The sequence below is a fragment of the Streptococcus sp. SPS1 genome (assembly GCF_030439915.1).
Taxonomy (GTDB): domain Bacteria; phylum Bacillota; class Bacilli; order Lactobacillales; family Streptococcaceae; genus Streptococcus.
This window is the reverse complement of the sequence record NZ_JAQFJG010000004.1, coordinates 13,428-39,290: the sequence shown is the minus strand read 5'-3', so window position 1 is coordinate 39,290 and position 25,863 is coordinate 13,428. Positions and strand designations below refer to the sequence as shown.

The following is a 25,863-nucleotide window of genomic DNA, read 5'->3' as shown; positions in this document are numbered from 1 at the left end:
GAGAATGAAATACCCAAAAATTGATTTAAAAACCGTTCGTCTGCAAGCTAGACAATTTCAGGCTGAAAATCCCCGCCTCTTTCTCGTCTATCTCTTACCTAGTATACTGGTCATCTTGTCTGGCTTCCTCAATCCCTTAGAGCGTATCAATGAGAGTGTTTTAGAACAACCCTTTTTAAGCGTTCTTGGTCATGTATTCCAAGCCTACCTTTTTCCTCTATTAGTCTCCTTTATCGGAACTATTCTTCTAACCAGTTCAGTTTATACAACTCTGAAACTCATCAAGAATCCAGATACAGAACTATCCGTCAAAAATAGTCTCACTCTCTTTAACGAAGAGCACTTTTCACAAACCTTTTTGACTCTCCTTCTCAAACGTTTCTATCTCTTCTTATGGAGCATTCCTAGTTTGCTTGGAATTCACTTCCTTTTTTACAGTAGCTTTCTTGCAAAGAAATTCGTTGCCCTTCATCCTGAATTTCCCAATCTGGATCTCACGTCAGTTGAAACTGAGCGTTTCCTCATGACCTTTGGTCTTTACTTTCTAGCAAGTATCCTCTTGATGATTGTCGGAAATAGTCTCTATATTCCACAATACTATGCCTATTCGCAGGTAGAATTTCTCCTCTGTGACACCCTAGACTTAGGACAAGCCAAACCAGGACAAATCCTTAAAACCAGCCGTTTCTTAATGAAAGGTTACAAATTTCAGCGCTTTGTTCTAGACTTACAACTCCTTCCTTGGTATTTCCTCAATTGGATTACCTTTGGAATTGCTAGTTTCACACTCCTACCCTACATTCAAATCAATAAAATAATTTTCTACCGAGCAGTACTGGCTCGAAAACGTCCAAAAGCTTGAAGGTTTTTCCCTCAAGCTTTTTTCTATCAATGAGTTTCTCCACCTACCAACTTGAGATCCTGATCCCCATGTTCTATCATGGCGCCGATTGCTGCTTCTATCCCTCGCCTAATATCCACTAAACTCATAGCTGGGGTAGTCGGTCTATTCACTACCTGTTCCATCATATAAGGAATGTGCATAAACCCTGCCCTAACATGTGGAAATTTCTTTTCTACCAAATAGAGGACCTGATACATCAAATGATTGCAGACAAAAGTCCCTGCACTATTGGAAACAGAGGACGGCAATCCCTCTTTTTTTATAGCTTGAACCATCGCTTTAATCGGCAAACTACTAAAGTAGGCTGAAGCACCATCTGGGCGAATGGGAAGGTCAATCGGTTGATTACCTTCGTTATCAGGAATGCGTGCATCGTCTTGGTTAATGGCTACTCGTTCAGGCGTCAAGCTGGTTCTTCCACCTGCTTGGCCGATACAAAGAACAAAGTCAGGTTGATAACGGTTCATCTCTTCTTCCAATACTTGGGCCGATTTGTGAAAGACTGTTGGCACTTCTAACCAACGGACCTCAGCACCATGGATTTCAGCTGGTAAACCTTTAACGGCCTCCAAGGCTGGATTGACCTTTTCCCCTCCAAAGGGCTCAAAACCTGTCACTAATACTTTCATTTCTAACTCCTCAAAACCATTTCAATAAAACTCTTTTCTTAAAGACAAGTATAACATATTTCCCTTATTCTGGAGTGAAAAGGACTAGCGAGACTAGGATTGACCTTTTGAGTTTATTTAAAAAGTAAAATGCTAATCAAGGTCAAAATAGCTGGCCCACCTTGCTTCAAAATAATTTTCTTATCTGCTGTTAGAGAACCGTAAGTCGCCGCCCCAATCACAAACAAGACAAAAATAGTCACAATTTCTAAATTCTGCGAGAAATAAATGCCATACAAGAGAAAGACTCCTAGCAAAGCATTATAAATCCCTTGATTTTTAAACAATGAACTTACTGACGGACGAGCCAGTTCTTCCTTGTCCATGTTAAAGACACGACTAGTCGCTTCTGATTGCGTTGCAATACTTTCCAAATAAAAAATGTAAAAATGCTCCAAAGCAACAATCGTTGCTAAAATGATTGTCATAATTGACATCTATTTCTCCTTAAATTTCTATATTCTCAATACCCAAAACCAATTTATTTAATAAAGAATTTGCGTTTATAAACACTTTCCGTTGCTTGTTGATAGTTGAGTTTTTACTTATTTTTCTTTTAAATCATTTACACTAATTTCCATCATTTTTTTAAATCGTATTCATCTTCGTATTCATTTTTGCCCGTATAGTTGAGAATGTTTTAATTTAATTCTAATAGTTTACAAAAGGATCAGTGACTAATTTCACTGTTTTTATTTTTGACAAAACACCTCTCTATTCTTCATGTAAACGCTTTTTTGGACAATAGGACTTCTATTTTGGTTTCTAATCGTTCAAAATGCGTCTTTTTGCAAAATAAAAAACCGCAAGCTTGAGCCTGCGGTGAAAGAACAATTTAGAAAGTTTCCTTTCATTTTATTTTTTAAAATTATTTAGTCGTAATCAAGCCATCTGATTCAACTGTGAACTCTGGCTTATCAGCCATTGTTCCGTCTGGTTTGATGTAGTACCAGCCTGTTCCATCTGCGGACTGGACGAAGGCGTTTGATACCATCGCCCCTTCTTTACCGTCAAGGTAATACCAAGTATCCTTATACTTGACCCAACCCGTCTTCATGGCGCCTTCTTCGTTGAAATAATACCACTTCTCAGCGATTTTCTTCCAGCCTGTAGCCATTTCGCCTGATTGGTCAAACCAGTACCAATTGCCGTCCGAGTGTTTATGCCAGCGGTCTGCAAGCATATAGCCTGAGCCGTCGAAGTAATACCAGGTTCCGTCAATTTTCTCAAACTTGTCTTTTGGATAAGATCCGTCTGAGTGTACGTACCAGTAGCCAGTATCGTTCTTCTGCCAGCCTGTTTCAATTGTCAAGCCGTTTTCAATATCCTGCTTAAACTGTTCGCGGCTAATGCCCCATTTGCCTAGATATGGATAAGGGTCAACGTGGTCTGAGTTGTTATTAGGTTGGTTATTCGTACAGTATTCATGCGTTTTGATACCTGCCAAGTCGTCTGTATCAAGCGTTTTCGACAAACCTGCTTCATCTGCTAGATTTCGTAGCAATTCGATATAAAGGCGGTAGTCTGTCATGAACTCTTCTTCAGTTGAATGACTTTCAATCAATTCAACTGCTGCATAGGTCTCAGCATTCCAACCGCCTCCAACGTCCCAAGATCCGTTATTTACAGGGCCTACTTGCATGACACGACCGTTACCAACGACATGAGAAAAGAACCCAAGCTCAGGGTTCTTTCTGTAGTGGTAGTCCGCCTCATTCTGAGCTGTTGAGTTGCGGTTGCCTGTTGAGTGGGCGTGGACTTGTCGATAAGGCTGCACCCCAACCTGTGGCAAGTCCGTACGTAGTCTGCTTGTATCGATATCCATTACTCTTGTCCTTTCCAAGCGTCGTTCATCTGCTTCACGGCTGACTCAACAAAAGTGTCTAAGTCCTTGTCCGTCATGCTGATGTTATATTTGGTCAGCTCTGCACGGATTTTAGCACGAGCCTGTGCCAGTTTTTCATCACCTTTATAACCTGTCGCAACAGCTACCTGCTCCACGGCATGAACTGCGTTCTTGGCTAGGATTTCAGCGATAATAACCGCTTTTTCTCCGCCTTTTCGCAAAAGATAATCTTTTACTGTTTTTACCATGCTGCCTGCGACTACCGCTAAAAAGCCTGTCGCAAAAGCGATAATAAATTCATTAAATTGTGTCATATGTTTTTCCTTTCTATTTATGGCAATGTTGCTGGCCACGGGTCGTCTGTCGTGAATACGATAGGACTAACTCGTATTTGAGATAGTATAGTATCTGTTACTTCTTCTTTTGACATAGCGTATCTCAATTGAAGAGCGTTTTGGTCCGATGTTCCTCCTAAATAAGTGCTACCTAATAAATCTCCTAAATCTCCATATAATCCTGAGAGTATTGAGCTAGAGCTTCTAAATCCTTTTGGAATAACCTCGTTTCCTTTACCTATATCTACTTTGACCCACGTATACTTCTTTGAGCCGATTGTTTTATTAATGATATTACCGCTCTGTTGAGATATTGGTTTCATTCCAAACCAGCCGTATGATAGCCCGTCAAATTTAACAATAACTTCGTCATTAATTCTTCTGATTTGAATTTTAGCGTTTCCTAACTTATTCAGAACATTTAACGTTCTCCAACCTGTATCACCAATCAAAACACGCCAACCTGTGTTGCCACTACCTTTTTCTTTTATCCACTTAAGAGCGCCATTCGTCGCATTGACATCTACATAGGTTGTTCCGATTTCGGCAGTGATACGCCCTTCTGGTGAGCCAGTGCCACGGATTTCATGGCCTACGTTATCTGGTAGCGGTAAAGTGACATTATTACCCCCGACAATACCGAGGGTATTGCCTGTCAAGGTCAGCCTTGGTTCAGGCTTTTGGTTCAGCACCTTCACATCACGGCCAACCGCTTGAGCAAATTCCTCTAAATTGCTCATAGCAATCACGCTTTCGCTGCATTATAGGTTGCGACCAAATCAAGATTGGCAAACTCATCAATACGACGGCCGAGGTCGGCTAGTTTTTGAACAACTGCGCCTTCAGTATCGCCACTCATGCTGGCAATCATCTGAGCGATTTCTTTAAGTGTGTCAAGGTTTTCAGGGACACCCTCGCCCAAAATGTCGTTTTTGACTTCGGTTTTAGCCTGCTCGATAGCCTGCATTAAAGTAGCATTGTCAATCTTCGTATCGACCAACTGCTTCATTGTCTTGTTATCCGCTCCTAATGCTTGAGCGAATGCAATTAGTTTACTTGTGTCCATATTCACACCTTCCCTAAATTATAGTGCATGAGTAAGTCTGGAAATTCCGGACATACTCCACCTTCGCTTGCAGTTCTACCTGCAAGCTGTTTTTCGACTTCTTTTGCTATATCCAGCTCTTTTAAAGCATGGACTTCTTCTGTGACCAATTCTTTATCTGAGGCGACTATCTTGATATGGACAGATTTATCACTGGGGAAAACATAGCCTCCAGCCGTGATTTCCAAGCGATAACTCCCAATCGGCAAGATAGCATCCAGATGAAAACTCACACCTTGACTGGTAACAGCTACCTGCTTCTTCCACTGGTAGCCCTCCTTGGTTAGACTGATCAGCGCCTCCTCCCCTTCCAGAGAGGAAATGACTTGGTAGTCCTCGTCTAAGAGGGCAAAACCAAAGGTGGAAGCCAAGTCCCCTTGCTTAATCAGGTGCCCACCGTCAATTTGCCGCAAATTGGTCATATTGAGATTACAGACCATTCTGCACCTCTTTCTTTACTGTTTACTTTGTATCAAGGTTTTCAGTTCTCTCACATCTTCACCTAGCGATTTGACCTGTTCAGCCAGCACCAGAATAGCCTTATTTTGTTCGTCATGGTTATCCAATCTTTTGTTAGCCGACATTCGAAATTCGCGTAAGTTCTCAATGTCTTTTTCTATGGCTGTAATGCGATTTTCCTGTTTGGTTGCCCTGTCCTTCATGGAAAAATACAAGACAACCACAGGAATCAGAGAAAAGAGAAACCGAATCAATAAGTGCTCAATCTCTGTCATAAACACCTCGCTAGTTTGCCAAATGGTTCAAACCACGGCGCTTCAATTCCTTGCGCACACGGTCTTTCCAGCGTTTATGTACCCATGAAAAGTCAACTGCTCCACGTTCCAGTAGGTTGATGTACATGTCGATTTTTGCTTGGTCTAGTGTAATCTTACTCATTGTTGCTACCTCCATTGTCTTCACTAGGGCTCTCTTGGTTTGTCGTTTCAGAAATGTCATCTTCTTTCTCGCTTTCTTTGTTATCTTCTACCGCTGGGGTTGGTTGTGTAGGTGCTTCTGCTACTGGTTGTTCAGTAGTTGGCTGCGCTGGGGCTGGTTCATCAGCTTGGTTTTCTGTGTCCGTAACCTGAGGGGTGTCCTCGTCCGTCTCCTCTTTCTCCGCCTGGTCAGGCTCTCCTTGAGCTTCCAGCCCTTCCAATCGCGCTAAGATATCCTCAATATCCTGAGCATTCTGGAGATTGACCTTCTGCATGCCATCCATGAGCTGATTGGCTCTCTCCAGCGCTTCCGTCGTCTTAGCCAATTGTTCTTGGTTTTTGACAATGGCGCTGGTTGGGTCTAACTCAGTACGGATATGGTCTAGCACTGCTTGAATCAACACCTCTTCATTGTCCTGCGTGCGATTCCCTGGCAATTCGCACTGCTCATAAGAATAGCGCCCCTTGTTTTCCATCTTGATGGCGACAACTGTTACATTTTCCCCACCTTTCAAGTAGGGCTTGATTGCAAGTTCATAGCTCATTTGTTAGCTCCTTTCATTTTTGCTTGCGTTTCGTCAAATAGTTCTTTGAGGGCTGGGTCATATTCCAGCACTGCCTTAAAGGCCTGCAATTCAGCCAAAGCCAGCGTATGGTATACATTTAAATACGCATAGTTCAATTCGATATCACCCAAACGGTTAACGAGTGACTCAGCGACTAGCTTGTCGATTGTGTTATTATCCATGTGTGTTCTCCATTTCTTTGATTTTCTGGTCTAGTTCTTGGATGGCCTTGATTAAGTAAGGAACCAAAGCAAAGGTATTATAGGTATAGATTCCATCTGGCGTTTCACGAAAAGCGTCAGATGCATACTTTTTGACATCTTGAGCCATGATACCACAAGCTATATCTTCAATTTGTCCATCAATATTTTTACGATAACTGTAAGTTTTAAGGTTATTGATTATTTCAAGAGCAGATACTTCACTATCTTTGATATTCTCCTTATATCGTCGGTCAGATGCATCATTCCAAGCTGGAAACCAGTCTCTGGAACCACTAGCTTTTTCCAAATAAAAATAATCTTTACTGCTTCGTCCTATCTTTTCGTACTCACTTGAATATATCCAAGTACCATTGTCATAGAATATTCTACCTGTAACTTTCAGGTCGCCGTGGATAATTGGTGTTTTCCAAAATTCAGCAGTATTATAACAATACATCTTGCCATTATTTTTTACGAACCATGCATAGTATCCAGGTTCGCTCCAATCAGATCCCCAATTTACCCAAAGTGCTGTACGTCCGCTGCCACCTTCACCATCACCCATTCCAACCGAGAAGTGATTCCGACCAGTAAGCCAACGACCAGAACCTGAATCATGTGTTCCTAATTGAAATCCACCAATCCATCCCTTATAGCCCTCTAAAACAGTTGAGCTAGTAATGACTGATTCAATTTTTGTCGCAAAGATGCGTTTAGATGTCAGCTTGTCAATCAAGGCATCTCTAGCGGTCAGGTTCCGAATCAGGGCATCGTCTACGCTGATTTTATCGCCTGCGATGGCACCTGTTTGGATATGGTCAGCAGTCACAGAACCAGCTGCTAACTTCCCAGCAGTCACCGCACCATCCACAATCATGTCAGACTTCACTCGAACTTTTGGAGCGATGATATCGACCCCTCCCGGACTTGCGGAAATGGTAGAGGCTAACTGCTCACCAGTTAAAGTAGTAGAGCCGATGGTCACACCTTCCGATGTCACTTCAACCCTCGCACTGTTAGCAGCATTTCGCACTTCCTGCCTGATTTCTTTAGCAGTCTGAGCGATGGCACTCTTGACATTCTCATCAAAGAACTGGGTCAGCGCCCCTTGATTATTCTGCTGGATTTTGCTCCAGAGAGTACTGTTTGGGTCTCTCAATTCCAGTTCAATAGAACGCATATCCTTGAAGAGACCTGACAAGGTGCGTTGCGTGACAGTGGGCTCCACGAAGCTAGTAGGGAAATCCCCCTGCTCCAGCTGGATATCCGTTAGCACCGTGTCTCCCACACAGCCCATATGATGAAGTTTCAGTTGTTCATCTCGTGTCCGCGGCTGAAAGACTTTGTAATACTGCCCGTTGTGCTCAAGAGCAGGCGACCGAACGTTTTGAATGGTAATGTCCATGTGTTAGCCTCCTATTCTTTCAGTGTCCAAATCTCATAGATGAAACCAGCGGTACCAGATGTTGAATTACCTTGTCCACCTGGAAGCGTCACAATTAGATTGTCTGTATTTAATTTGCGTTCACTAGATATCCTTGTCATACGACCTTCCCCTGCAATTGTTTTGTCAGGATGGGAAACTCGACCTACTCCATTAGAATAATAGCCTCCTGCATTTACAAATACAATACTTTTTGCGGAAGTTGGAAATATTATAGAGGAATAAGCTGATCTGAATCCCGTATTGATCCATTTATTAGATGTGGATACAGTAGTGTAAAGCGTTTTAGCATGTTGTTGTAACACATCATTATGAGCAATAAGAGCTTGGATAAACGTTGCATTTGAGAACAGAGTTTGGACAGCCGTTGCATTTGAGAACAGATAATTTAAGTTATTCGGATTGCTAAACAATTGTGTTAGCAAGGTGCCGTTTTCGATTATAGCAAGGTATTCTTTCAGGTGATTCAGTGTGCCGAAGTCAATCGGAGTACCGCTTATAAGTTTTGAAACATTCGGATGACCTGCTAAGAATTGAAACAGCACTGAGTTCTTATTCATTTCAGCACTCAAATATTGTTTTACATTATCTGGAACAACTGTCACATTTTTTAAATATAAATCTAATATCTCAAAATTACTGATGAGCATTGTTTCCCAATTTTGATAGCCACTAATCGGTAAAATCCACGATAATAGTTCCCCCTCCAACTGATTCAAATCTTCAAAAGTTTCAACAGATAGCAGAGGGCGGTTTTCTGGGGATGGATTATCAGGGTTATCTCCTTTTATGACAATCAACGCTGCTCCTAATCCTTTTTTTGTATTTAAGGCCAACGTAAATGAATTCTTTTGTGTTGGATTGACAAGCTGATTCGCCAACTGGTAGGCAATGACAAGATCATTTTTTGGTAGCGTCACTTCACTCACCTTACTTCCTTTTTGGATTTTTAAAATATTATTTTCAACTGTGACATCTAAATTGTCATCTTTAATTCTCATCCACTGATAAGCCGTATATTCTTGGGGTGCTGTAGGAGCTGTGCAAATTCCAATATAGACACTATTTTCTGTAACGACATCTGTCATATCATGCCCATCACTATGTTCTGAATATCTGACAAATACAGAGCTTCCTGTTGAACCTGTTTCCCCCTTGAGCGAATTTTTCTGTTCCGTGCTTAGACTTTCAAATGTAACCACACCATCGCGTCCTGGTGGCCCTTGGATACCTTGTTCCCCTCGCTCTCCTTTAACTCCTTGGATACCTTGTTCCCCTTGGATACCTTGTTCCCCTTTCAAGCCACGCTCTCCACGGTCACCTTTAGGACCAGTTAGATATTGAAGAGCTGAAAATCGGTCACGGCCATTTCCGACCTTGACCTTTCCTGTATCACTCTCAATACCTAGCTCTCCGTCAAGCAAGACCAGAGTGCTACTTGCCCAGTCTCGTGCTGACATGCGTTTATGTTGAACCCTTACTGGGATTGTTTCCGTCATGTTCTACCTCCATCAAAAATAAAAGTTGGACTCTCGCTCCAACTCCCCTCATATCTAGCATTTTGCCCATCCGCAACCGTCTTGTAGACTGGCGCTAGTTCAATCCGTCTTGTCTGATTGTCAATCGTCACAGACTGCTCTACGTTCTGATACCAGTCCCCTGAGAATGTCAGACGATAAGCACCGTAGTAAACTGCTAAGACCTGCTCTTCTTTCTGGGTCAGGTCTTTATCAATCGCTGGCATGACCGTATTAGCAGGCGCTAAATGAACGTGGCCACCATAGAAGGGTGTCTTATTGACTACCACAGTCACATCCGTCTTACCGTAAGGCGTGCAGGTTGCTGACCAGCTGATGACGTACTGCTTACCAAGTTCAAAGCCCTCTCCATTGTGTCCGACTTCCACAAAATCCGTTCCGTAACTGATTTTCTTAGCCGTGCCACCATTGAGGCGATTCTTATTGTACTGAGTATTGCCGTCCCCACCAATCAAGCTAGCGTTGACTCTTGCAGTCTCACTAACCTGTTCCAGTTTCTTGCTTAGTTCAGAGATGGAGTCCGCACCACTCATCAACTCTTCACGGATTCGCTTCACGAACTCAGGACGCTCTTTCTCCATTTCCTCATGGATTTTAGCGCCAAACTCTTCCGCCTTAGCCTTGTACTGCTCGATGGCATCCGTGATAGCTTTCTCACGCTTGGCAAACTCAGCGTCAAACGCACGGTCAGCGTTGGCGATTTCCTTTTTCAAACGTTCTTCAAAAATCTGATGCAGATTTCGGCTTTCATTCAAAACGGCATCATTTACAATCCCACCTATCGCATTCGCAAGACTGGATTGGAATGTCCCAAAACCAATTGATTTCAGGCGTTTTGCCATTGGCGAATAGGTGTATTTCGTGATTTTCTTACGAACATCAAGACCGTACCATTCATGGTAGATGCTGACCACATCGAACATCCGAACCGCTACATCGCTCTGGCCGACAACCGAGATTTCAAGGCTATCTTCTAGCATGTCGCACATACTCGTCCGAAAATACTGCTTACCGTATTCAATCAAGCTAGCCTCATCTGTCACATCTTGGTCATTGACCTCCACGACATCTTCGTAGATTTGGCTATAGTTCCCAAGCAAAGGACTATCAATCACCACCATATAATCATGATCAACCGCATTTTCTCCCTCACCCTTAACAGTCGTTTTAAAGGTTATCCGAGTTTTTAAAGACTTCGTTGAGGTCTTATGCTGGTAGCTAGACAGGTTTTTCTTGTACATAAAAAGCGATTCATTCTCAGAACCGCCATTTTTCAACAAGCGTAAATTGTAGCCATTTCGCACCATATCTCCGCCCCACTGACCAAGGATAGAATGCTTGTCTTTAGCCAAGACCTCCATAGCATTCTTATCCTTTATGTTGAGCGTATGTCTATTATCAATATCTGAGAAGAAAGAAAAAGGATTGTCTCTGGTAATACCACCAGCAAAAGCGCTCAATACCCTTGTACCACTGACACGGTCAACCTCAATAGAGCTGACGATGTAGTTATTTAACAGGCTGATAACCTGATTGGCATAGACTTGGATATATCCTTGTTGCTTTTCAACCTCAAAAATATAAAAATCCTGCTCGCCATGCAGGTCATCTGCTGTCAAAAAGTTTTCCTCTTTCAGCAATTCCCACTTGGGATCCGATGTAGGAAAACGAAAGGTCAGTTGATAGGTATTGTTCCGTTCCTGGACGATTTCGTCATTGTAGGCCTCATTTAAAGGCGTATTGCCTTCAGTAAGATAAATCATAAGATATACCTCCAATTTGGCCTAACTGTGACCTTACGGACCGCACCAGTAAAGACCAGACCGTTATTCCCGACTGCTAACTCAAAGAAGCCTCCACGTTTACGTAGCGTATTTTGAACCGCACCATCTGCATTATAGATATTTTGTTTCTTATGCCTACAGTCAATGGTCACTTTTCGTCTAATGGTCAAGTGCATAGTTGTCCGTCCAATAGTCAAAGAAATATCTCCGTCCCCCTCAATCTCAATCACAGGCTCACTATAGACAGAACCTGGATTGTTGACATTACCGCTTGCGGTAAAGATAAGAGGAGCAACATTTTTCTGATAGCGGAACGGTTGCATGTTCAACTTAAGCTCTAGTTTCCAGGCATGCATACCATGAGAGCTATAGGTCGCACCAATAAAATCCGCATAAAAGACAGACCCCAACTGGTAGCTAAACTCTAGCACATTGTCCTTAGGCTGAAATTTCTCCACGATAGTAGAAACATCCAGTAACTTAGGAATGTAGAACGAAAAAGTCCGTTCATAACTCTCGTAGCCCCCATCTAGCACCCGATAACTTCCGTTGGCTCCATAGAGGTTAGCATCTTCAACCACCCTAGGCTTAGCACCCTCCACCTGACCAAAATCCGTCACCACGCAGTGAGGGATAGTTGATGTATTGAAACCATTGATAATCATGTAAAACATTAAATTCCCTCCCTAGCATAAATCGCACCTTGACGTTGGTAGACGCTCATTGAAATTTTATCAGCGTCCAGGTAAGTATCTGACGGCTTTTCAAGGATAGCAGTAAGGATCTTCTCCATACTTGCTCTCAGAATCGCTATCTCAGACACGACTTTATCGCTGTCTTTGCTATTTGTATCTCCTTTGGCTTGAACCACTATTTTAGCTTGCGCTTCTTCCATCTCACGAATAAATTTAGCATCACTCGGAATGCCAACTCCTGCAGCATATTTAGGAACCCCCATCTCACGCATCAAGCGTTTCGTCTTATCTGCTCGTAAAACTTTAGCTCCTTTAGGAAGAGGAAGCAAGACATCTCTACCTTCAGGAATGAAGCTCCTACCATCTGGAAGAGTGACTAATTCCTTGTAAGTACTATTGCGTTGGTCATTGACCATAGCAAGACCACCAGGGTGGTAGTTGGTACCCTGAGCATGCCGACTAGCAAAAACATTCGTAAAGAAATCACCAGTTACCCTAGTAATCCAACTCCTAATGCCTGCAAGAACTCCAGAGGCATTATCTTGAGCATTGATTGTAACCGTTTTGTCTTGAATACTATTAACGCCACTTTTGACCTCACTAACAGTACTAGAAGTGCTATTCTTGGCAAGGATATCCACTGGATTATATTGCTTAATCGCGTTGATAGCATTGCTCGTTTCGTTTCTTACGCCACCAGTCTGATCGGTCGCAAACAAATTGATAGGAGCTTCTTGTTTCGGAGAGTTTACACTTGCTTTTGCACTAGCAACTGCTTCACTAGTATTGTCAGTAGCATTTAATGACTTATTCTCTGGATTAGATAGATTCCAAGCCATGATTTTATCTATTGACAATTGCCCGTTGTTCAAAACATTTGTAGGATCTAGTTTCAAATCTTTTGTAAATGGAGTAATTGCATTCCAAGTCGTTAGCGTGTCAGTCGAACGCGCAACAGCCTTTCTGAAATTCTCATCCGTAGCCAGCAACTCTTTCTGCTTAGGAGTCAATACATCGTAGTTATAGAGCGCTTTGGAAGCTTCCTCAGCCTTATTCATCACATCTGTATTTTCCAAAAGCAGTTGCTTGACTTCCGCAGGCATACTGTTCCAGATTCTAAGATGGTTTTCACTATCAAAGATAGCTTGCAGTCCTGCTTGGTTTTGGACAATCAACTGTTTTTCTTCCAGTGTCATGGTTGACCACTTACCAGACTCAACAAGAGCCTCAGCAATCGTTACCCTAGCATTTGAGTTGATATTCGCATTTTTAACAATAAATTGCAATTGCTCCCAACCCTCAGCAGATTTAGTCGCTTCCCCAATTACTTCTTTTACATTGGATTTAATCTCAAAGTTCCCATTCTCATTGATATTACCAACAAGTAAAGACCAAGCATCATTCGCTTCTTTTGTCTCTTTGCTCATTTCGCTAGTGTACTTAGCAAGGATACTATTAGAATCACCCATTTTTTGAGAAGCTTCTGCTGCCTTTTGACCGATTACTTCATAAGACAAACCATATTCTTCGAGAACCCTCTTAGCCTCTTCCCAGTAGTTCCAGCTTTGACCAGTTCGAGCTTTGACCTTAGAGTCAAGATTTTGCATAACCTGGTAATACTTAGTACCTAAAGCTTCCATGGTTTGGTTATGATCTGTTTCAAGAGTTTGCAGTTTTTTGTTATAAGTCTCTCGATCAATGAGTTTACCTTCAAGCATCTGTTTCAATTCATCTTTTGATGTTTTGTATAACTGATTTTCTTCGTCCAGAGCCTTCTTCAACACATCTCTTGTGTGTTTTAATTGAGTCTCATTTAAACTGCCGATATCTCCATTCAGAGCCTGAAGTGCAGCCTTTTGTTGTTCGCCAGATAATTCCATCATTTCGATTCTAGCTTTAATCATCTCTCTTTGGTTATTCAAGACGATTTCTTTTTCTTCTTGAGAAAACTTGCTAGCGTCGCCATTGTGACGTTTGTAGATTTCACTGACCTGATTAGCCATTGCATCGGTATTTGAAACTACTTGGTCATTTCTTGCTTTCATTTTAGCGATTTCTTCATCGCTAATACCCCACTTTTTAGCCAGTTCTTCCATTCTCTGACTGGCTTTTTCAGCGCCTGCAGCTACCTCTTCATGAAGTTTTCTAAAAGCCTCGGAAACTTTTTCAGCAGCGCCAGCATGGGTTCCAAAGTTAGCAACTGCTGTGCTGGTATCATCTACCTTACTTTGGAAATCTCTTAACTCTTTCCTTGCAGTATCACTCAACTGAGACCCAAATTCCTCCGCCTTAATGCGCGCCTCGTCTTTCTTATTCCCTAGATAGACCAATCCTCCAGCTAGTAAAGCAGCACCACCCACCAGCAAACCAATAGGACTTGTCAAAGCCCCAATAGCTCCAGACAAGAGACTAGAACTAGATGCAGCAGCGCCAGCTCCTTCCGCTAAAACAGTAGCTTCGCTTCCTACCTTAGCAAGACCTAGACCACCTTGTAACAGTCCTTTTAATTTAGCAGCACGCTCTGTCAATTTAGCAAGACCGAGACCACCTTGTAACAGTCCTCCTAATTTACCAGCGTGTTTTATCAAGATACTAAGAGCTGTCGCACCATTACCTAGGAAGTTTAACAAAGGATATCCTAAAGCCAAAAAACCACCAATACCAACCGCCAAGCTCTGTACGGCTGGAGGAGCCTTACTTAGCCAGTCGATAAATTGGTTCACCTTATCAATCACAGGAGTTAGTAATGGTAATAATTTCTGACCAATGTTAATCTGTAAAACTTCTAAACTAGATTTAAAACGTTCCACACCATTTTTAGAAGACTTAGATAATTCATTTGCTAAATCCTTGGTATAAGTTGTCGCCCCCTTGGTTTCGTTAGCAAGATTACGCAAAGCATCTCCACCTTGGTCAACCAAGATATTCATCGCTGTCTGAGCTTCTGTACCAAAGGCTGTAGCAATCAAGGCCGATTTCTGTGCATCTGTCATCCCTTCCGTATTCTTTTTGATACGATCCAAAATATCAGGTAGCTTAATCGCGCCGCTACGAAATTCTTCTGCAGAAAAACCAAGCTTCTCCATTGCCTCAGCGTTTTGCTCAGATGGTTTTAGCAGCCTTGTCAAAGCCCCACGCAGAGCCGTACCAGCCTTTTCACCAGCAATACCATTGTTGGACAAAAGACCAACAGCAGCGGCAGTCTCTTCCAAGTCCATACCAACGTTTTTAGCAACGGGACCAACATACTCCATTGCAGCCCCCATATCAGCAAAACCAGCAGCCGTTTTATTGGCGACAAAGGTTAAGCTATTGGTTACTCGCTCTGTATCCTGAGTAGATAGCCCAAATTGTTGCAAAATATTCGTAGTGGCGTTCATTACCGTATTGAAGTCCTCACCAGACGCCTTTGCAGCGTCTAGGATAGCAGGCATGGCTTCGATTGTTTGATTGGCATCAAAACCTTTCTTGATAATTTCTTGCATCCCCTCATTGATAGATGCAGTAGAAATCCCATACTGCTTCGCCCAATTTTTTGAACTTTCTCCCAGCTTTTGTGTGGTACTGTTCAGTTCATCCGCTGTTGGAATGGTATCAGCTAACAGAGATTTAGTTGTATTCATCTGACTTTCAAAGTCAATAGCTTTCTTAGTAGAAAGCGTAAAACCAGCTAATAAAGCAGCAGACACAGGCTTCATTGCATCGCCCATAGCCCGCAATTTTTCTCCACCTTTAGCAAATTTTTCGCTCAAGGCATCCATCTTACCAGACCAACTATTTTCACGCCCTACATCTTGCAAAGCTTTTTCAACACCACGTAACTGGCCTTCCATTGCTGCTAACTTGGCATTCTCACGCTGAATATCAGCAGCAGCCTTATCAAAGTTAGCCGCTCCAGGATCAAGTTTGTCAAAACTTTTCTTCATCTCATCCAAAACTTTACGTTGTGAATCAATGGCTTGTCCTAAAGTCTTGTATTTTGCTTGAAGTAAGCTAGCGTTTTTTTCATTCCCTTTTAAAGTACTATCCAAAGAACGGACATTATTTTGAAAGTACTTTACAGCGTTTTTTGCACCAGTTAGAGTAGGATTGAAATTCGATACATCCAGCCCTAGCTCTATATACATTGCTCCTAACGGCGTACCGTTTGCCATTTTGTTCTCCTTCCTAACTCCTCAGAGCAAAGAAAAAAGCCCTTACGGACTTTTCATCATTCTTTATAAAAATCATCCATCGCCAGGCTCATAAAAGCCCAGATAAACAAACCAAGAAATAGATAAGCATAGAGTGGCAAGGAAGCAAAGATAAAGGGTGATAGCAAGAGCATGCCCAAGGTATCTCCAAAATTTGTACAAATACAATACAAGCCAAAAGCAAGATAAAGGATAAAAATGGTAAACCAAAACCAAAATCGCTTGCGTGCCTTTTCTTTTCGAGACATTTCTTCCACCTCCCTTATATAGCTCTATTATATGCCTACCTTTCCTATTTGTAAAGCAATGACTTATAGACTCTCTAAAAAATCTGCCAAGTCAAGCACTTCTTCTTGTTCACTCGTTTCCATTGTTCCCAAGACCCCCATCAAGTCCTCCCAGCTAGTATCCATCACATCACGAATACTCATACCATAAGGACCCTCTGTAACTTGCTTGATAAATCCATAAAAACGTTGAATAGCTTGCCCAGGTGCTAGCTCTTTCCCTTTGGGTCTACATCACCCACCAGGTGAGAATAGATTTCTGTAAAAATAGAAATAACTTTTGCAAAATCTGTATATTCTAGCAATTGTTCTACTGTCACATCATCAAATAAACTAGCAATAAATCCCAGTTGCTTATCAAGCTTCTCTACCTCAGATAAATCACTTGTCAAAGAGTCGTTCATGACCAAATAATCACGATAATCACGAGTTGTGATTTCCTTGCTCGTTTTTAGGACATCTTCTCCCTTGTCATTTTTGATTGTAAATTTAACCTTAGCCATATACTTTCCTTTCTAGAAAAAAGAGAAAAAGAGAGCTTGCACCCTCTTCTTACCCTGCAGCAACCATTTTAAGCTGACCTTTGAACTTTTTGAGCTTTTCCTCATCCTTACCGATATATTTGATGTAATATAAACCTTTCGTTTCTGTATCATCACTTGCGATTGCTGCAAAACTCAAATTATCATCTGGAAGTTCTTCTTGTTTGTCTTTAAGAGTTTCAAGTTCCTCAGCATCCATAGAGAACTGACCCTTGAAAAATCCTACTTGTGCTTGAGTTCCATTTGCAGTCTTAGATTCAAGCATCACTGCACAAAATGGTGAGACTGTTTCAGCACCAATTCCAATAATATCATCCTTGACCTGATGACCCAGAATTTTAGCTAGCACTGTAGAAGGAATATCAACTGCAGTCATTTCCATCTTCACATCTCCAACACCACGATTTGAAACATGGTAAGCAATATCGCTCCCATACGTTTTAATTGGATCACTTGCAAGACCAGAAATTTTAGCAGTACGAGTTGCACCCTCACCAGTTTTACCTTCGATTACGAAAAGGTTTTGTCCGAGCGTTGGAGTAGCGTTACCATCCAACACACGAATTGTCATACGTTTAAAACCAACTAATGCCATTTATAGCACCTCTTTCTTTCATTTAGTATTCTTCGTATAGAGCACTCTGACCTTTATAGGTCCGAGCATCTACATAGCGTTTGATATCAGGAATCCATTGTTCCAGACCACCTTCGGTCTGATAAAATCCCTGATCTTCCATTATTTTTTCAATTCTTCCTTGGAGTTCTTTACACTCCAATCGATTAGTAGACTCTACATTGATTTGATAGAGAAAAGTCTTTGCCAGGCTAGTATTACTACCATGAGCGGTTTGCATTGGAGGTCCGACAGGAATAATGACAATACTGGTCTCGTCATCTCCCAAAGTTTCAGGACGTTCAAATGACTTGATGCTGATACCAGATAAAGACTCATCTTCTTCCAAAGCGTTGTAGAGTTCAGTTAATTTGTCCTTAATCATTACAAAAACTCCTGTTTTAACTTCATGCCAACTTTGGATTTGAAGACTGGTTTACTGCCTTCAAAAAAGCGACGCATAATACCGAAGCCACGAGGATGCCCATTCTTTGCATAGCCAAATTCATTTAAGTGAATAAGAGTCCAACGAGGACTTTTAAAACCTAATTTAACCATTGGAACTCCGCTGGATGTACCAGTCACATTTCCATGAACGACCGCACCAACCGTCTTCCCAGTGTCAGCGTACACCGCTATAGCCTGTTTGAAAGTTGGCTCAAACTCCTCAACCGTCTCCTTCAAAGCCTTATTGACCTTTCTACGAACTACTGGCTCTCCTAGTCGAGCCTCAATATTCCTCAAAATATCATCAAATCCTTTCAGATTAGCTCCACTAGACATCACGACCACCTCCGATAATAACTATCAAAAAATCCCTATTATCATAATCCGGACGCACATCAATGATCTGCCATTTCTTACCAACTAAACGGATATCCCCCACTTCGACAAAATGCCGACTGTCAGGCTGATAATCTGTCAGAGGGTCACGAATTTTCAAAGTCATCTTAGCTTTCATCGCTTTTCCAGTCGCAATCTCAAAGTCTTTCATACTGGGAGAATAAATTTGACCCATCGTATAAAAAACCTTCTCGTAACTCATATCACGACCATCAACCCCCTCTTTAACCTTAGAAGTATAGAAAGTCAAGGGAGTTCTTAGGTCTCCATTTTGAGCCTCAGGCTTTTTATAGCGATAGCTTGGTCCCTCACTCTTGGTCATTTACACTCACTACTTCCTTAGAGCTACGACTTCTGGACGACTTTTCCAACTCGACATAGTCAGGTAAATGTTCCTTTAGCTCAGCAAATCGCTCTTCTGTCGCTTCAAAACTTTCTCCGACTTGCCTAACGACTCCTTCCTTGAGGTCATAAAACTCTTTTAATACCTTAATCATCACTATCCTCCATTTCTATCCCATTTAACGATAATGCTAAAATATCCGCTTTAAAGTTTTCATAAAAAAATTCAACTTGGTCATTATAGACATAGCGAGCACGTTCTAAAATGAGTTCCCTTGTTTGATGATCGTGTATATTCCCACTTCCTACCAAGCGGGTAATAACCATTTGAGAACTTTCTAACATCCTTGAGAGATTCGCATCTTCTCCGCTATGAAAAATTCTCATCCGCTCCTTAAAAGGAATAAGGAGGGAATGAAGTTTAGCTTCAGTCTCCATCCTTCGTCACCTTTTATTTTGCAATGCTCAGTGTCCACACAGCAGCAGTCTTTTCATCATGCGCTTTACCATAAGCAAATTGCTTAGCAGTGTAGAGATTCAAGTCTTCTAAAGCATAGGTTTCGGTAAATCGTCCAAATTCAATACCACCACCTACAAAGGCATCGTAGCGACCTTTGACAAACGTCGTCACCTTACCAGAAGTTTGAGCAACAGACTCAACCAAGATGAGGTTATAAGGCATCGCTGTTACATATACACCCTGAGCATTGAGAGACGTATATTGCTTCTTCACATCCCAAGCGTCTGCAGGATTCACTACCATAACCAAATTACCTTCTACTGCAACAGGAGTGGTATTGTCAGCTTTTGTAGAATGGTATTTATAAACCTCCGTCAACTCTTTTACCACGGTAGCAGAGTCTGCGAAAGTCAATGGTTTTTTCTGAGCCTGTTTCTCAGCATAAGTTACTTTTTCACTTTCTGCAGTACCTGTAAGAGTACGAGATAGCCCGATAGGCTTGTTGTCCCCATCACCATTCAAATAACCAGCTTCAAGAGCAGCAGCAAAGGCCTCTGTAATTTGAATAGAGACATAAGATTGCAACCAAGCAGGACCAAATTTTTCAGAGTCTTTAGGGATTACAACAAAAGCAGTCAACTTAGACTGGATCGCTTCTTCTTCAGCAAACTCTTGTTTAAGCTGACCTTGAATCTCCCCATGGATTTTACCCCAAACCGCTTGCCCTGAACGACTAGACTTGAGGAATTTTAAGCGAATGCCTGCATTACGCAAGCCGATGTGTTGAAGAAGGGGACGAGCCGCCACCATATCTTCAAAGATCCGGTCAATTGTTTCCTGAGGGAAGAACTTTTCAATCCCTGCAGGAGGAAGTTTCTCAATGTTGTTGAAAAATTCGCGAGCTTCAGCAGTCAACTGCGCATCGTATGGATTCATAGTTGCGATTTCTTTACGAGCAGCCTCTCTAGCGTCGTCTTGCAACTTATCTGTCAATGCTTCAATCATCTCGTTATAGAGCTTATTTTGCTCCTCCATAGGAGCACCAGTTTCTACTGCATTCATAAAGTTCTGACGAGCAGTTGTAAATTCATTACCAAGTTTCATCATTGTTTTTTTATTTCCTTTCTTAAAATGGAAAACGACCCAACCCCACAGGTTCAGTCGTCTTGTCTTCTTTTTTCTTATCTTCTAGAATAGATGAGTTATTATTCAACCTATCACGAACCAAGTCTGCCAATAACTCCAAATCTGGTGTCATCGCAGTTCGGATTTTTTCGATAAAATCACGAGGAATCACAGGTGTCTGACTAGCTACCAACACAGGAGCTTCTTGACTTTCAAACATGACCTTATCTGCAAAGCCATGATTAACAGCAGAACGAGCATCAAACCACGTTTCACGATCCATTAGTTCCAACAAATCATCTAAAGCCTTACCAGTCTTATCCATATAAGCACTCGCAATTGACTTATTAAAACCTTCCAACACACCAGCCTCATGCAAGAGCGCCTTATGGTCACCACGCACACCAGCAGATACATTATGAATCATGATTTGCGCTGTAGGACTAATTTCCACCTGATCACCAGCCATAGCGATGACGCTTGCAGCACTAGCAGCAATTCCCACGATTTTTACCGTCACATGCCCCTGATAAGCACGCAATGCCGTATAGATTTCACTACCAGCATACACATCACCACCGCCAGAATTGATGTGCACCTCCACATCTTCTCCCGTCGTCGGCAGTACAATATCCTTAGGAGCAGTTGCATCCATGTCTAGCCAATCATAAAACCAGCGGTCATCATTGGATACAATCGCTCCCTTAATCTGAATGATTGTCATCCTCATTTCCTCCTTTCTCTATTTCGTTTTCGCCCTGATAGTTCTTAGTGATAAGGAAAGAATCCCCACCAGGAACAGCCTCAAGACCAAGTTCCAATCTCACCTCATTTCGAGTCATAGCCCCAGATGAGATGAGTTTATCTATGTTCTCAGCCAGAGCAAACTTATCCAGTCCACCCTCGCCAAAAATCACAAATTTTTTCTGATTGGCGTATCCAGCCGAGCTCACAATAGCATGGTTTAGAGCATCACCTACTTTTTTAACCAGCGATTCATAACAATAACTGTTAAACATCTTCTGACTATTAGACAAATCAGCCATATCTCCATGCATCAAAGCCGTCGGCAAACCTAATATATCCGCAACCTCATCATCAAATTGACGTCTCAGTTTTTTCAATTCTTCAACTGATAAATTTGAAGTTCCTACCGTATTGGTCAACTCCGAATACTCCACACCATCCATTGTCGGTACAATGGCAACCGTCTTAGACGTAAAGGACTTAAAAAGATTGTCCGCATATCTCTGCAGTTTCTTTCTCTTGTCATCGTCAAAGGTTCCATTCGCTTTTGTAGCTAGAACCCCACGAATTTGATTATTTCTAGCTAAAGCTTCCACCAGACGAGTATGCAGTTTTTCATAATCAGAAAACAAGTCAGATACATATTCTTGCAAGCGATTGTTATTATACTGGAGAAAGATGACATCACTCATAGCAAACTTCCTCTGAAATGTATAATCCCTGACAGACACCATCTCAAAGGTGTCATCATACAGAGCATAACGCCTACGAGTAAAAGCATCAGCTACCAGTAACTGCTTATCATCAGACAAAACAATGAGTACTTCATTTTTCGTCAATAAGCGATAAATGACCTTCTGCCAGAACTCTGAGGCCGACTCGTTCTTATTGGGACGTACATTTAAAATATAATCCCAGTCTGACACCACATGATGATTCTCCACCATATATCGAAATTCCGACTTAGCAAAAATACGAGCCACAAACTCCGCCGACTTATCAATCGCTAAACTCTTTAACTGCAAACGCCCCAACATTCGTTCCAACTCTTCAAAATCAAAACCAACATCAGGCGCATCACGCTTAAATAAATTTAAGAACCCCATGCTTCCCCTCCTTCCTCTTATTTTTGCCGACCACCCACCCAAAATTAAAAGCACTTAGATTTCTCTAGTGCTTTAAACTACTATTTAGTGTAGATTTTAGGAACAACTGCATATTTTATTTCTTTACCTCGTTTTAGGCTTACCTTAGATATTCTTACATAACCCTCTGTCCTATACTTAGACGGTTCCATATAATGGATAAGTTGATTTGCTAACTCTCTAGGTACATAACCAACAAAATAACCTTCAACTATTACTTTTATCGCATTACCATGATAAGGATTGTCTGGTTCTGGTTTAAATTGAAAATTATTTGTTTTAACCGTTTCTAAATGATCTAAATCTTTTTGTAACTTATAAAAAGGAACTTCTCCAGAATCTCGATAAAAAGTCCCCACAACGGTAAATCTTCGTTTCCAAACAAGACCACTTTCAATTTCTTTATCTGTGAACTCTTGCTTATTATCAGTTTTTTTACCTGAATCAGATTTTGGTTTTATATCCTCTTCTAACCACTCTTGTTTCTTTTTCTCTATTTCACATTCCAAGTCTATACAACATTGTTCCAACCAACTAACTCTCTCGCTTTTTTGATTAGAAGCACCAATTATTCCTAAGATGGACAGAAAAGCTAATATAAAACCAAAGAATTTAACAAAAAAACCAGAAAGTATAAAAATCATAAAAATACTTATAAAAAGAAAAATCACTGAAATCATCTGACCAGGAGTCATACCTGATTTTAAATTATCAATTTCCTTATTTGCTTTAGCTATTTCATTCTCTAATTCAAGTAATTGTTCCTGTCTGTTCATTCGTCCATCTCCTAATCCTACTAGCAAAATAATATTGCATTAAATATCAGAATTAGTATATCAAAAAACAGAGCTACATTCAATTACAATAATGTCATTACCTAAAACTCCCAATCCTCTAACATGTCAAGGAATTTCCCAACGTTTGACTCATGTACAAGCTCACGTTTGTATAGAGCAGCAATCAAGGCATGGAAACCATCCGTCTTTCTTCTGACAGGCTCTTTCTTCAAGAAACGCTTATTGCCATCCCTGTCCTCTTTGATATAGGTATTATCCGTATACCAAATCATAGAGTTATCATTCTCAAAGACAAACCGTTCATTGGCAAATCCGTCTTCAATTATTGGTGCAACCTTGGATTGAATAGCCCCAGGATTGCGCAAGAACTCATATTCAAAACCAGCCTCTTCCAAAAGAGGTTTTAACAAGTCCATTCTGAAACCATCTGCACACACAAGCTCAATCTGATAAAACTTACTCCATTCCTCCAGCTTCGCAACCAACAACCGCGGATCAATGCTAGGACCGTCCACAATCGTAAACAAACCTCTATCTGCCCATTCCTGAATAGGGGCTTTTAGTTTGAAAGCTTTCAAAAACGCTTTACGAGCAAATGAATGTTGTTTCCAGATAAACTCATCCCCATTCTTAAACAACAAACCAACACTCGCAAAATCTCGAATACTAGCATAGTCAAATCCTGCAACACAGGACTTACCCAATAAGTCAATACTAGGCGAACGTAAACAAGCAAGTAATTTTTCACGAGTCGTCACATCTTTCTCAAGGTCTGCTTCAGGAAGATTCATCCGTTTAGTCATGAACTCCTGGCGACCAGACGGCTCCAGCTCAAGATCATCATAGTCAGCCTTGGTTCGAGCAAGCAATCTCTTAGCGTAAGGCGTGCTTTCATCCAACATCGGATTAGCTTTTGGCCAGTTCTTCATGTCATCCACTTCATCCGCATTGTCTAGCTTGCAGATAAAAGGGAATAGCCTGAAATCATCAACCTCTCCATTCAAGATTTGCATAGACTTCTCTATCAACTTGTCGTAAAATCCCTCACGCACATACCCATTCGTACCGTTGTAGAAAGTCCGAGCATGCGCAATCTTCCCAAGACCAGACCTTTGAACCTTCACGGCCTTATCATCTTCAAACTGGTGGATCTCGTCAAACTCAAGACAACCATCTCGAGCCGAGTCCATGGTCTTCGGATTATTCGTCCGAAAAGAAAAGACCGAGTTGTTCGCTCGACCTGTGATAGACATTTTAGTTAGATAGAAATGGTCCTCAAGACCACGCCTTTGAATAGTCTCATAGACTTCCTCAAAGGAAACCTTACCCTGTTTCTCAGAGTTAGCAGTGATGGTCACATCATAATCTCTGATAGGATAGATAGGGCTGATAAAAAACGAGGATCTCGCCGACATAAAACCATTCTTACCACCCCCACGAGCAAGTGTGTATAGATACTCGTCGAAGTGCGGCTCCCCGTCTTCCTTCCGAAAAAGAAAGATAAACGGAGTCAAGAAAAGCTGATACTTGGCCAGAGGGAAAAAATTCTTTTCCGCAAACCGAATGAACTTGTCAATTAAGTCATTATCAAAATACAAATCATCACGAGGATAGATTTTCTCCTTGATGATTTTAAACAGCAACTTCCTTTCCTTGTTGACGACAATTTCTTCACGTTCGGCCATTTTGATGTAGTCATCAACCAGCGGATGAGAAATCATAGCAGGTCACTTCCAGACGTCGGTTTCTCAACAGGAGAATTTTCAACCTCAAAATCAAACGATCGCTCAATAGCCAAAAGCTGATTGCTGGTTGTGTTGATTTCCTTGATGAGAGAATTCGCTTTTTGGAATCTCTGTTGTCCATTGTGAACAGTGATGACCAATCCGTCTTCATGAAGTTTAGCTTTCAGCTCATAAAGCAGCCGGACAAGATAAAGATAGCGATTGACTTTTTCATACTGAATCGCATCCTTTTTTCTAGGACTGAAATAGCCGATTTTAGAAAGTAGCTGATTTTCTAATTCTTTTATATTTTTTTCCGAGTATTCTTCCATTACCCCCCACCCCCTTTAATTTTTTGTTAAAAATTTGGACAGTCGAGTGCAGACCGCTTACCGACATCTTTGAAAATTTCCGATTTTTTTGACCGGGGGGTGTCTAAGGTTCATTCACCTAACCCCACCATTCATCTTTTCGGAAATTTCTGTCATTCTTATCAAAACGATTATGCCTCTTATTATGACATGCTTTGCACAGTGTTCTAAGATTATCTAAGTCAAGAGCGAACTCTGGATAGAACTCTAGCTCCTTGATGTGGTCAACTTCCAAGTTAGTAGTCGTGACCTTACCTTCATCCCTGCACCATACACATTCGTAATGATCTCGTTTAAGTGCTTGCCTTCTTATAGTTCTCCACTCGCTGGAATTGTAAAACTGGTTTCGTTCTTCTCGAGTTGAAACTTCAATCATTTGATTATTGATGTTGATACTTTGAGCTCAAATTTATTTAGCTTGTCAATGCAATTGTTCAAGTGTTTGATTGCTTCACAATATTCTTGAGTTAACTCTTTTAATTCTGAGCAATTTTCAATTTCGACTCCAGCTACAATTTTTCCTAATGGTTTCTGTTTAGTCGCTCTTTTATTAAAAAGTCTTTTAATAATACCTTTCATAACTGTTCAATCTCCTTTGTTTTTACTCTCTCAATTCCTTATTTTACATATTCTAGTGAACTCGCTACATGA

33 protein-coding genes are annotated in these 25,863 nt (G+C 41.4%); 1 reads left to right on the top strand and 32 read right to left on the bottom strand.

Going from position 1 to position 25,863, the window contains the following annotated elements:
* Nucleotides 1-4: 4 nt before the first annotated feature.
* On the top strand, nt 5-862 hold the full coding sequence (locus tag PCY12_RS04535) for a DUF975 family protein (protein WP_301351797.1): 858 nt from the start codon (nt 5-7) through the stop codon (nt 860-862).
* A 26-nt stretch (nt 863-888) separates the two neighbouring features.
* On the opposite strand, the gene pcp is transcribed toward PCY12_RS04535, so the two are convergent.
* The 32 genes from pcp to PCY12_RS04375 all read right to left on the bottom strand — a co-directional run bounded on the left by pcp (nt 889) and on the right by PCY12_RS04375 (nt 25,791).
* Complete coding sequence (gene pcp / locus PCY12_RS04530; RefSeq protein WP_301351796.1) at nt 889-1,533, bottom strand: pyroglutamyl-peptidase I; 645 nt, start codon at nt 1,531-1,533, stop codon at nt 889-891.
* 113 nt (nt 1,534-1,646) lie between these two features.
* Nucleotides 1,647-2,009 carry a DUF1304 domain-containing protein gene (locus PCY12_RS04525; protein WP_301351795.1) on the bottom strand — a complete coding sequence of 121 codons (363 nt, stop codon included), beginning with the start codon at nt 2,007-2,009 and terminating at the stop codon, nt 1,647-1,649.
* Nucleotides 2,010-2,440: 431 nt separating this feature from the next.
* Nucleotides 2,441-3,397: an N-acetylmuramoyl-L-alanine amidase family protein gene (locus PCY12_RS04520; RefSeq protein WP_301351794.1), complete on the bottom strand. Its 957-nt coding sequence runs from the start codon at nt 3,395-3,397 to the stop codon at nt 2,441-2,443.
* The gene (locus PCY12_RS04515; RefSeq protein ID WP_301351792.1) at nt 3,397-3,732 is read right to left on the bottom strand and encodes a phage holin; all 336 of its coding nucleotides are present in this window, start codon (nt 3,730-3,732) and stop codon (nt 3,397-3,399) included. The genes PCY12_RS04520 and PCY12_RS04515 overlap by 1 nt, the downstream gene beginning before the upstream one ends.
* Before the next feature lie 17 nt (nt 3,733-3,749).
* Nucleotides 3,750-4,493, bottom strand: coding sequence for a hypothetical protein (locus tag PCY12_RS04510; protein ID WP_301351790.1), 744 nt, complete (start codon nt 4,491-4,493; stop codon nt 3,750-3,752).
* 5 nt (nt 4,494-4,498) lie between these two features.
* A complete protein-coding gene (locus tag PCY12_RS04505; RefSeq protein ID WP_301351788.1) occupies nt 4,499-4,819 on the bottom strand; it encodes a hypothetical protein in 321 nt (106 codons plus the stop codon).
* A 2-nt stretch (nt 4,820-4,821) separates the two neighbouring features.
* Nucleotides 4,822-5,298, bottom strand: coding sequence for a hypothetical protein (locus tag PCY12_RS04500; RefSeq protein WP_301351787.1), 477 nt, complete (start codon nt 5,296-5,298; stop codon nt 4,822-4,824).
* A gap of 15 nt (nt 5,299-5,313) precedes the next feature.
* Nucleotides 5,314-5,592 carry a hypothetical protein gene (locus tag PCY12_RS04495; protein ID WP_049512689.1) on the bottom strand — a complete coding sequence of 93 codons (279 nt, stop codon included), beginning with the start codon at nt 5,590-5,592 and terminating at the stop codon, nt 5,314-5,316.
* Between the two features lie 10 nt (nt 5,593-5,602).
* The gene (locus PCY12_RS04490) at nt 5,603-5,755 is read right to left on the bottom strand and encodes a hypothetical protein (RefSeq protein WP_301351785.1); all 153 of its coding nucleotides are present in this window, start codon (nt 5,753-5,755) and stop codon (nt 5,603-5,605) included.
* Complete coding sequence (locus PCY12_RS04485; RefSeq protein WP_301351784.1) at nt 5,748-6,338, bottom strand: hypothetical protein; 591 nt, start codon at nt 6,336-6,338, stop codon at nt 5,748-5,750. Before PCY12_RS04485 ends, PCY12_RS04490 begins: the two co-directional genes overlap by 8 nt.
* Nucleotides 6,335-6,541, bottom strand: coding sequence for a hypothetical protein (locus PCY12_RS04480; RefSeq protein ID WP_301351783.1), 207 nt, complete (start codon nt 6,539-6,541; stop codon nt 6,335-6,337). The genes PCY12_RS04485 and PCY12_RS04480 overlap by 4 nt, the downstream gene beginning before the upstream one ends.
* Nucleotides 6,534-7,967 (bottom strand): gp58-like family protein, encoded by a 1,434-nt coding sequence (locus PCY12_RS04475; RefSeq protein WP_301351782.1) that lies wholly within the window; start codon nt 7,965-7,967, stop codon nt 6,534-6,536. Before PCY12_RS04475 ends, PCY12_RS04480 begins: the two co-directional genes overlap by 8 nt.
* Before the next feature lie 11 nt (nt 7,968-7,978).
* Nucleotides 7,979-9,505, bottom strand: a complete 1,527-nt coding sequence (locus PCY12_RS04470; protein ID WP_301351781.1) for a collagen-like protein — start codon at nt 9,503-9,505, stop codon at nt 7,979-7,981.
* Nucleotides 9,502-11,307, bottom strand: a complete 1,806-nt coding sequence (locus PCY12_RS04465) for a phage tail spike protein (RefSeq protein ID WP_301351779.1) — start codon at nt 11,305-11,307, stop codon at nt 9,502-9,504. The genes PCY12_RS04470 and PCY12_RS04465 overlap by 4 nt, the downstream gene beginning before the upstream one ends.
* Nucleotides 11,304-12,002 carry a phage tail protein gene (locus PCY12_RS04460; protein ID WP_301351777.1) on the bottom strand — a complete coding sequence of 233 codons (699 nt, stop codon included), beginning with the start codon at nt 12,000-12,002 and terminating at the stop codon, nt 11,304-11,306. The genes PCY12_RS04465 and PCY12_RS04460 overlap by 4 nt, the downstream gene beginning before the upstream one ends.
* Nucleotides 12,002-16,177: a phage tail tape measure protein gene (locus PCY12_RS04455; protein WP_301351775.1), complete on the bottom strand. Its 4,176-nt coding sequence runs from the start codon at nt 16,175-16,177 to the stop codon at nt 12,002-12,004. Before PCY12_RS04455 ends, PCY12_RS04460 begins: the two co-directional genes overlap by 1 nt.
* Before the next feature lie 56 nt (nt 16,178-16,233).
* On the bottom strand, nt 16,234-16,464 hold the full coding sequence (locus tag PCY12_RS04450; protein ID WP_301351774.1) for a hypothetical protein: 231 nt from the start codon (nt 16,462-16,464) through the stop codon (nt 16,234-16,236).
* 248 nt (nt 16,465-16,712) lie between these two features.
* The gene (locus PCY12_RS04445) at nt 16,713-17,006 is read right to left on the bottom strand and encodes a hypothetical protein (RefSeq protein ID WP_301351773.1); all 294 of its coding nucleotides are present in this window, start codon (nt 17,004-17,006) and stop codon (nt 16,713-16,715) included.
* Nucleotides 17,007-17,055: 49 nt separating this feature from the next.
* Nucleotides 17,056-17,640, bottom strand: coding sequence for a major tail protein (locus tag PCY12_RS04440; RefSeq protein ID WP_301351772.1), 585 nt, complete (start codon nt 17,638-17,640; stop codon nt 17,056-17,058).
* Nucleotides 17,641-17,662: 22 nt separating this feature from the next.
* Nucleotides 17,663-18,043, bottom strand: a complete 381-nt coding sequence (locus PCY12_RS04435) for a hypothetical protein (RefSeq protein WP_301351770.1) — start codon at nt 18,041-18,043, stop codon at nt 17,663-17,665.
* On the bottom strand, nt 18,043-18,441 hold the full coding sequence (locus PCY12_RS04430; protein WP_301351768.1) for a hypothetical protein: 399 nt from the start codon (nt 18,439-18,441) through the stop codon (nt 18,043-18,045). Before PCY12_RS04430 ends, PCY12_RS04435 begins: the two co-directional genes overlap by 1 nt.
* The gene (locus PCY12_RS04425; protein WP_301351766.1) at nt 18,434-18,823 is read right to left on the bottom strand and encodes a phage head-tail adapter protein; all 390 of its coding nucleotides are present in this window, start codon (nt 18,821-18,823) and stop codon (nt 18,434-18,436) included. The genes PCY12_RS04430 and PCY12_RS04425 overlap by 8 nt, the downstream gene beginning before the upstream one ends.
* The gene (locus PCY12_RS04420) at nt 18,810-18,998 is read right to left on the bottom strand and encodes a hypothetical protein (protein WP_301351764.1); all 189 of its coding nucleotides are present in this window, start codon (nt 18,996-18,998) and stop codon (nt 18,810-18,812) included. Before PCY12_RS04420 ends, PCY12_RS04425 begins: the two co-directional genes overlap by 14 nt.
* Nucleotides 18,991-19,281, bottom strand: coding sequence for a phage gp6-like head-tail connector protein (locus PCY12_RS04415; RefSeq protein WP_301351762.1), 291 nt, complete (start codon nt 19,279-19,281; stop codon nt 18,991-18,993). Before PCY12_RS04415 ends, PCY12_RS04420 begins: the two co-directional genes overlap by 8 nt.
* A 13-nt stretch (nt 19,282-19,294) precedes the next feature.
* Nucleotides 19,295-20,410 (bottom strand): phage major capsid protein, encoded by a 1,116-nt coding sequence (locus tag PCY12_RS04410; RefSeq protein ID WP_301351761.1) that lies wholly within the window; start codon nt 20,408-20,410, stop codon nt 19,295-19,297.
* A 19-nt stretch (nt 20,411-20,429) separates the two neighbouring features.
* Nucleotides 20,430-21,152 carry a head maturation protease, ClpP-related gene (locus PCY12_RS04405; protein WP_138704236.1) on the bottom strand — a complete coding sequence of 241 codons (723 nt, stop codon included), beginning with the start codon at nt 21,150-21,152 and terminating at the stop codon, nt 20,430-20,432.
* Nucleotides 21,133-22,281: a phage portal protein gene (locus PCY12_RS04400; RefSeq protein ID WP_301351760.1), complete on the bottom strand. Its 1,149-nt coding sequence runs from the start codon at nt 22,279-22,281 to the stop codon at nt 21,133-21,135. Before PCY12_RS04400 ends, PCY12_RS04405 begins: the two co-directional genes overlap by 20 nt.
* Nucleotides 22,282-22,361: 80 nt before the next feature.
* Nucleotides 22,362-23,096, bottom strand: coding sequence for an HIRAN domain-containing protein (locus PCY12_RS04395; RefSeq protein WP_138704235.1), 735 nt, complete (start codon nt 23,094-23,096; stop codon nt 22,362-22,364).
* Nucleotides 23,097-23,197: 101 nt separating this feature from the next.
* Nucleotides 23,198-24,838 carry a terminase TerL endonuclease subunit gene (locus PCY12_RS04390; protein WP_301351758.1) on the bottom strand — a complete coding sequence of 547 codons (1,641 nt, stop codon included), beginning with the start codon at nt 24,836-24,838 and terminating at the stop codon, nt 23,198-23,200.
* Entirely contained in the window at nt 24,835-25,173 is a 339-nt protein-coding gene (locus PCY12_RS04385) for a hypothetical protein (RefSeq protein ID WP_000393461.1), read from the bottom strand. Before PCY12_RS04385 ends, PCY12_RS04390 begins: the two co-directional genes overlap by 4 nt.
* Nucleotides 25,174-25,291: 118 nt before the next feature.
* Nucleotides 25,292-25,588, bottom strand: a complete 297-nt coding sequence (locus PCY12_RS04380) for an HNH endonuclease (RefSeq protein WP_218757073.1) — start codon at nt 25,586-25,588, stop codon at nt 25,292-25,294.
* Nucleotides 25,585-25,791 carry a hypothetical protein gene (locus PCY12_RS04375; RefSeq protein ID WP_301351756.1) on the bottom strand — a complete coding sequence of 69 codons (207 nt, stop codon included), beginning with the start codon at nt 25,789-25,791 and terminating at the stop codon, nt 25,585-25,587. The genes PCY12_RS04380 and PCY12_RS04375 overlap by 4 nt, the downstream gene beginning before the upstream one ends.
* Between the last annotated feature and the right edge of the window lie 72 nt (nt 25,792-25,863).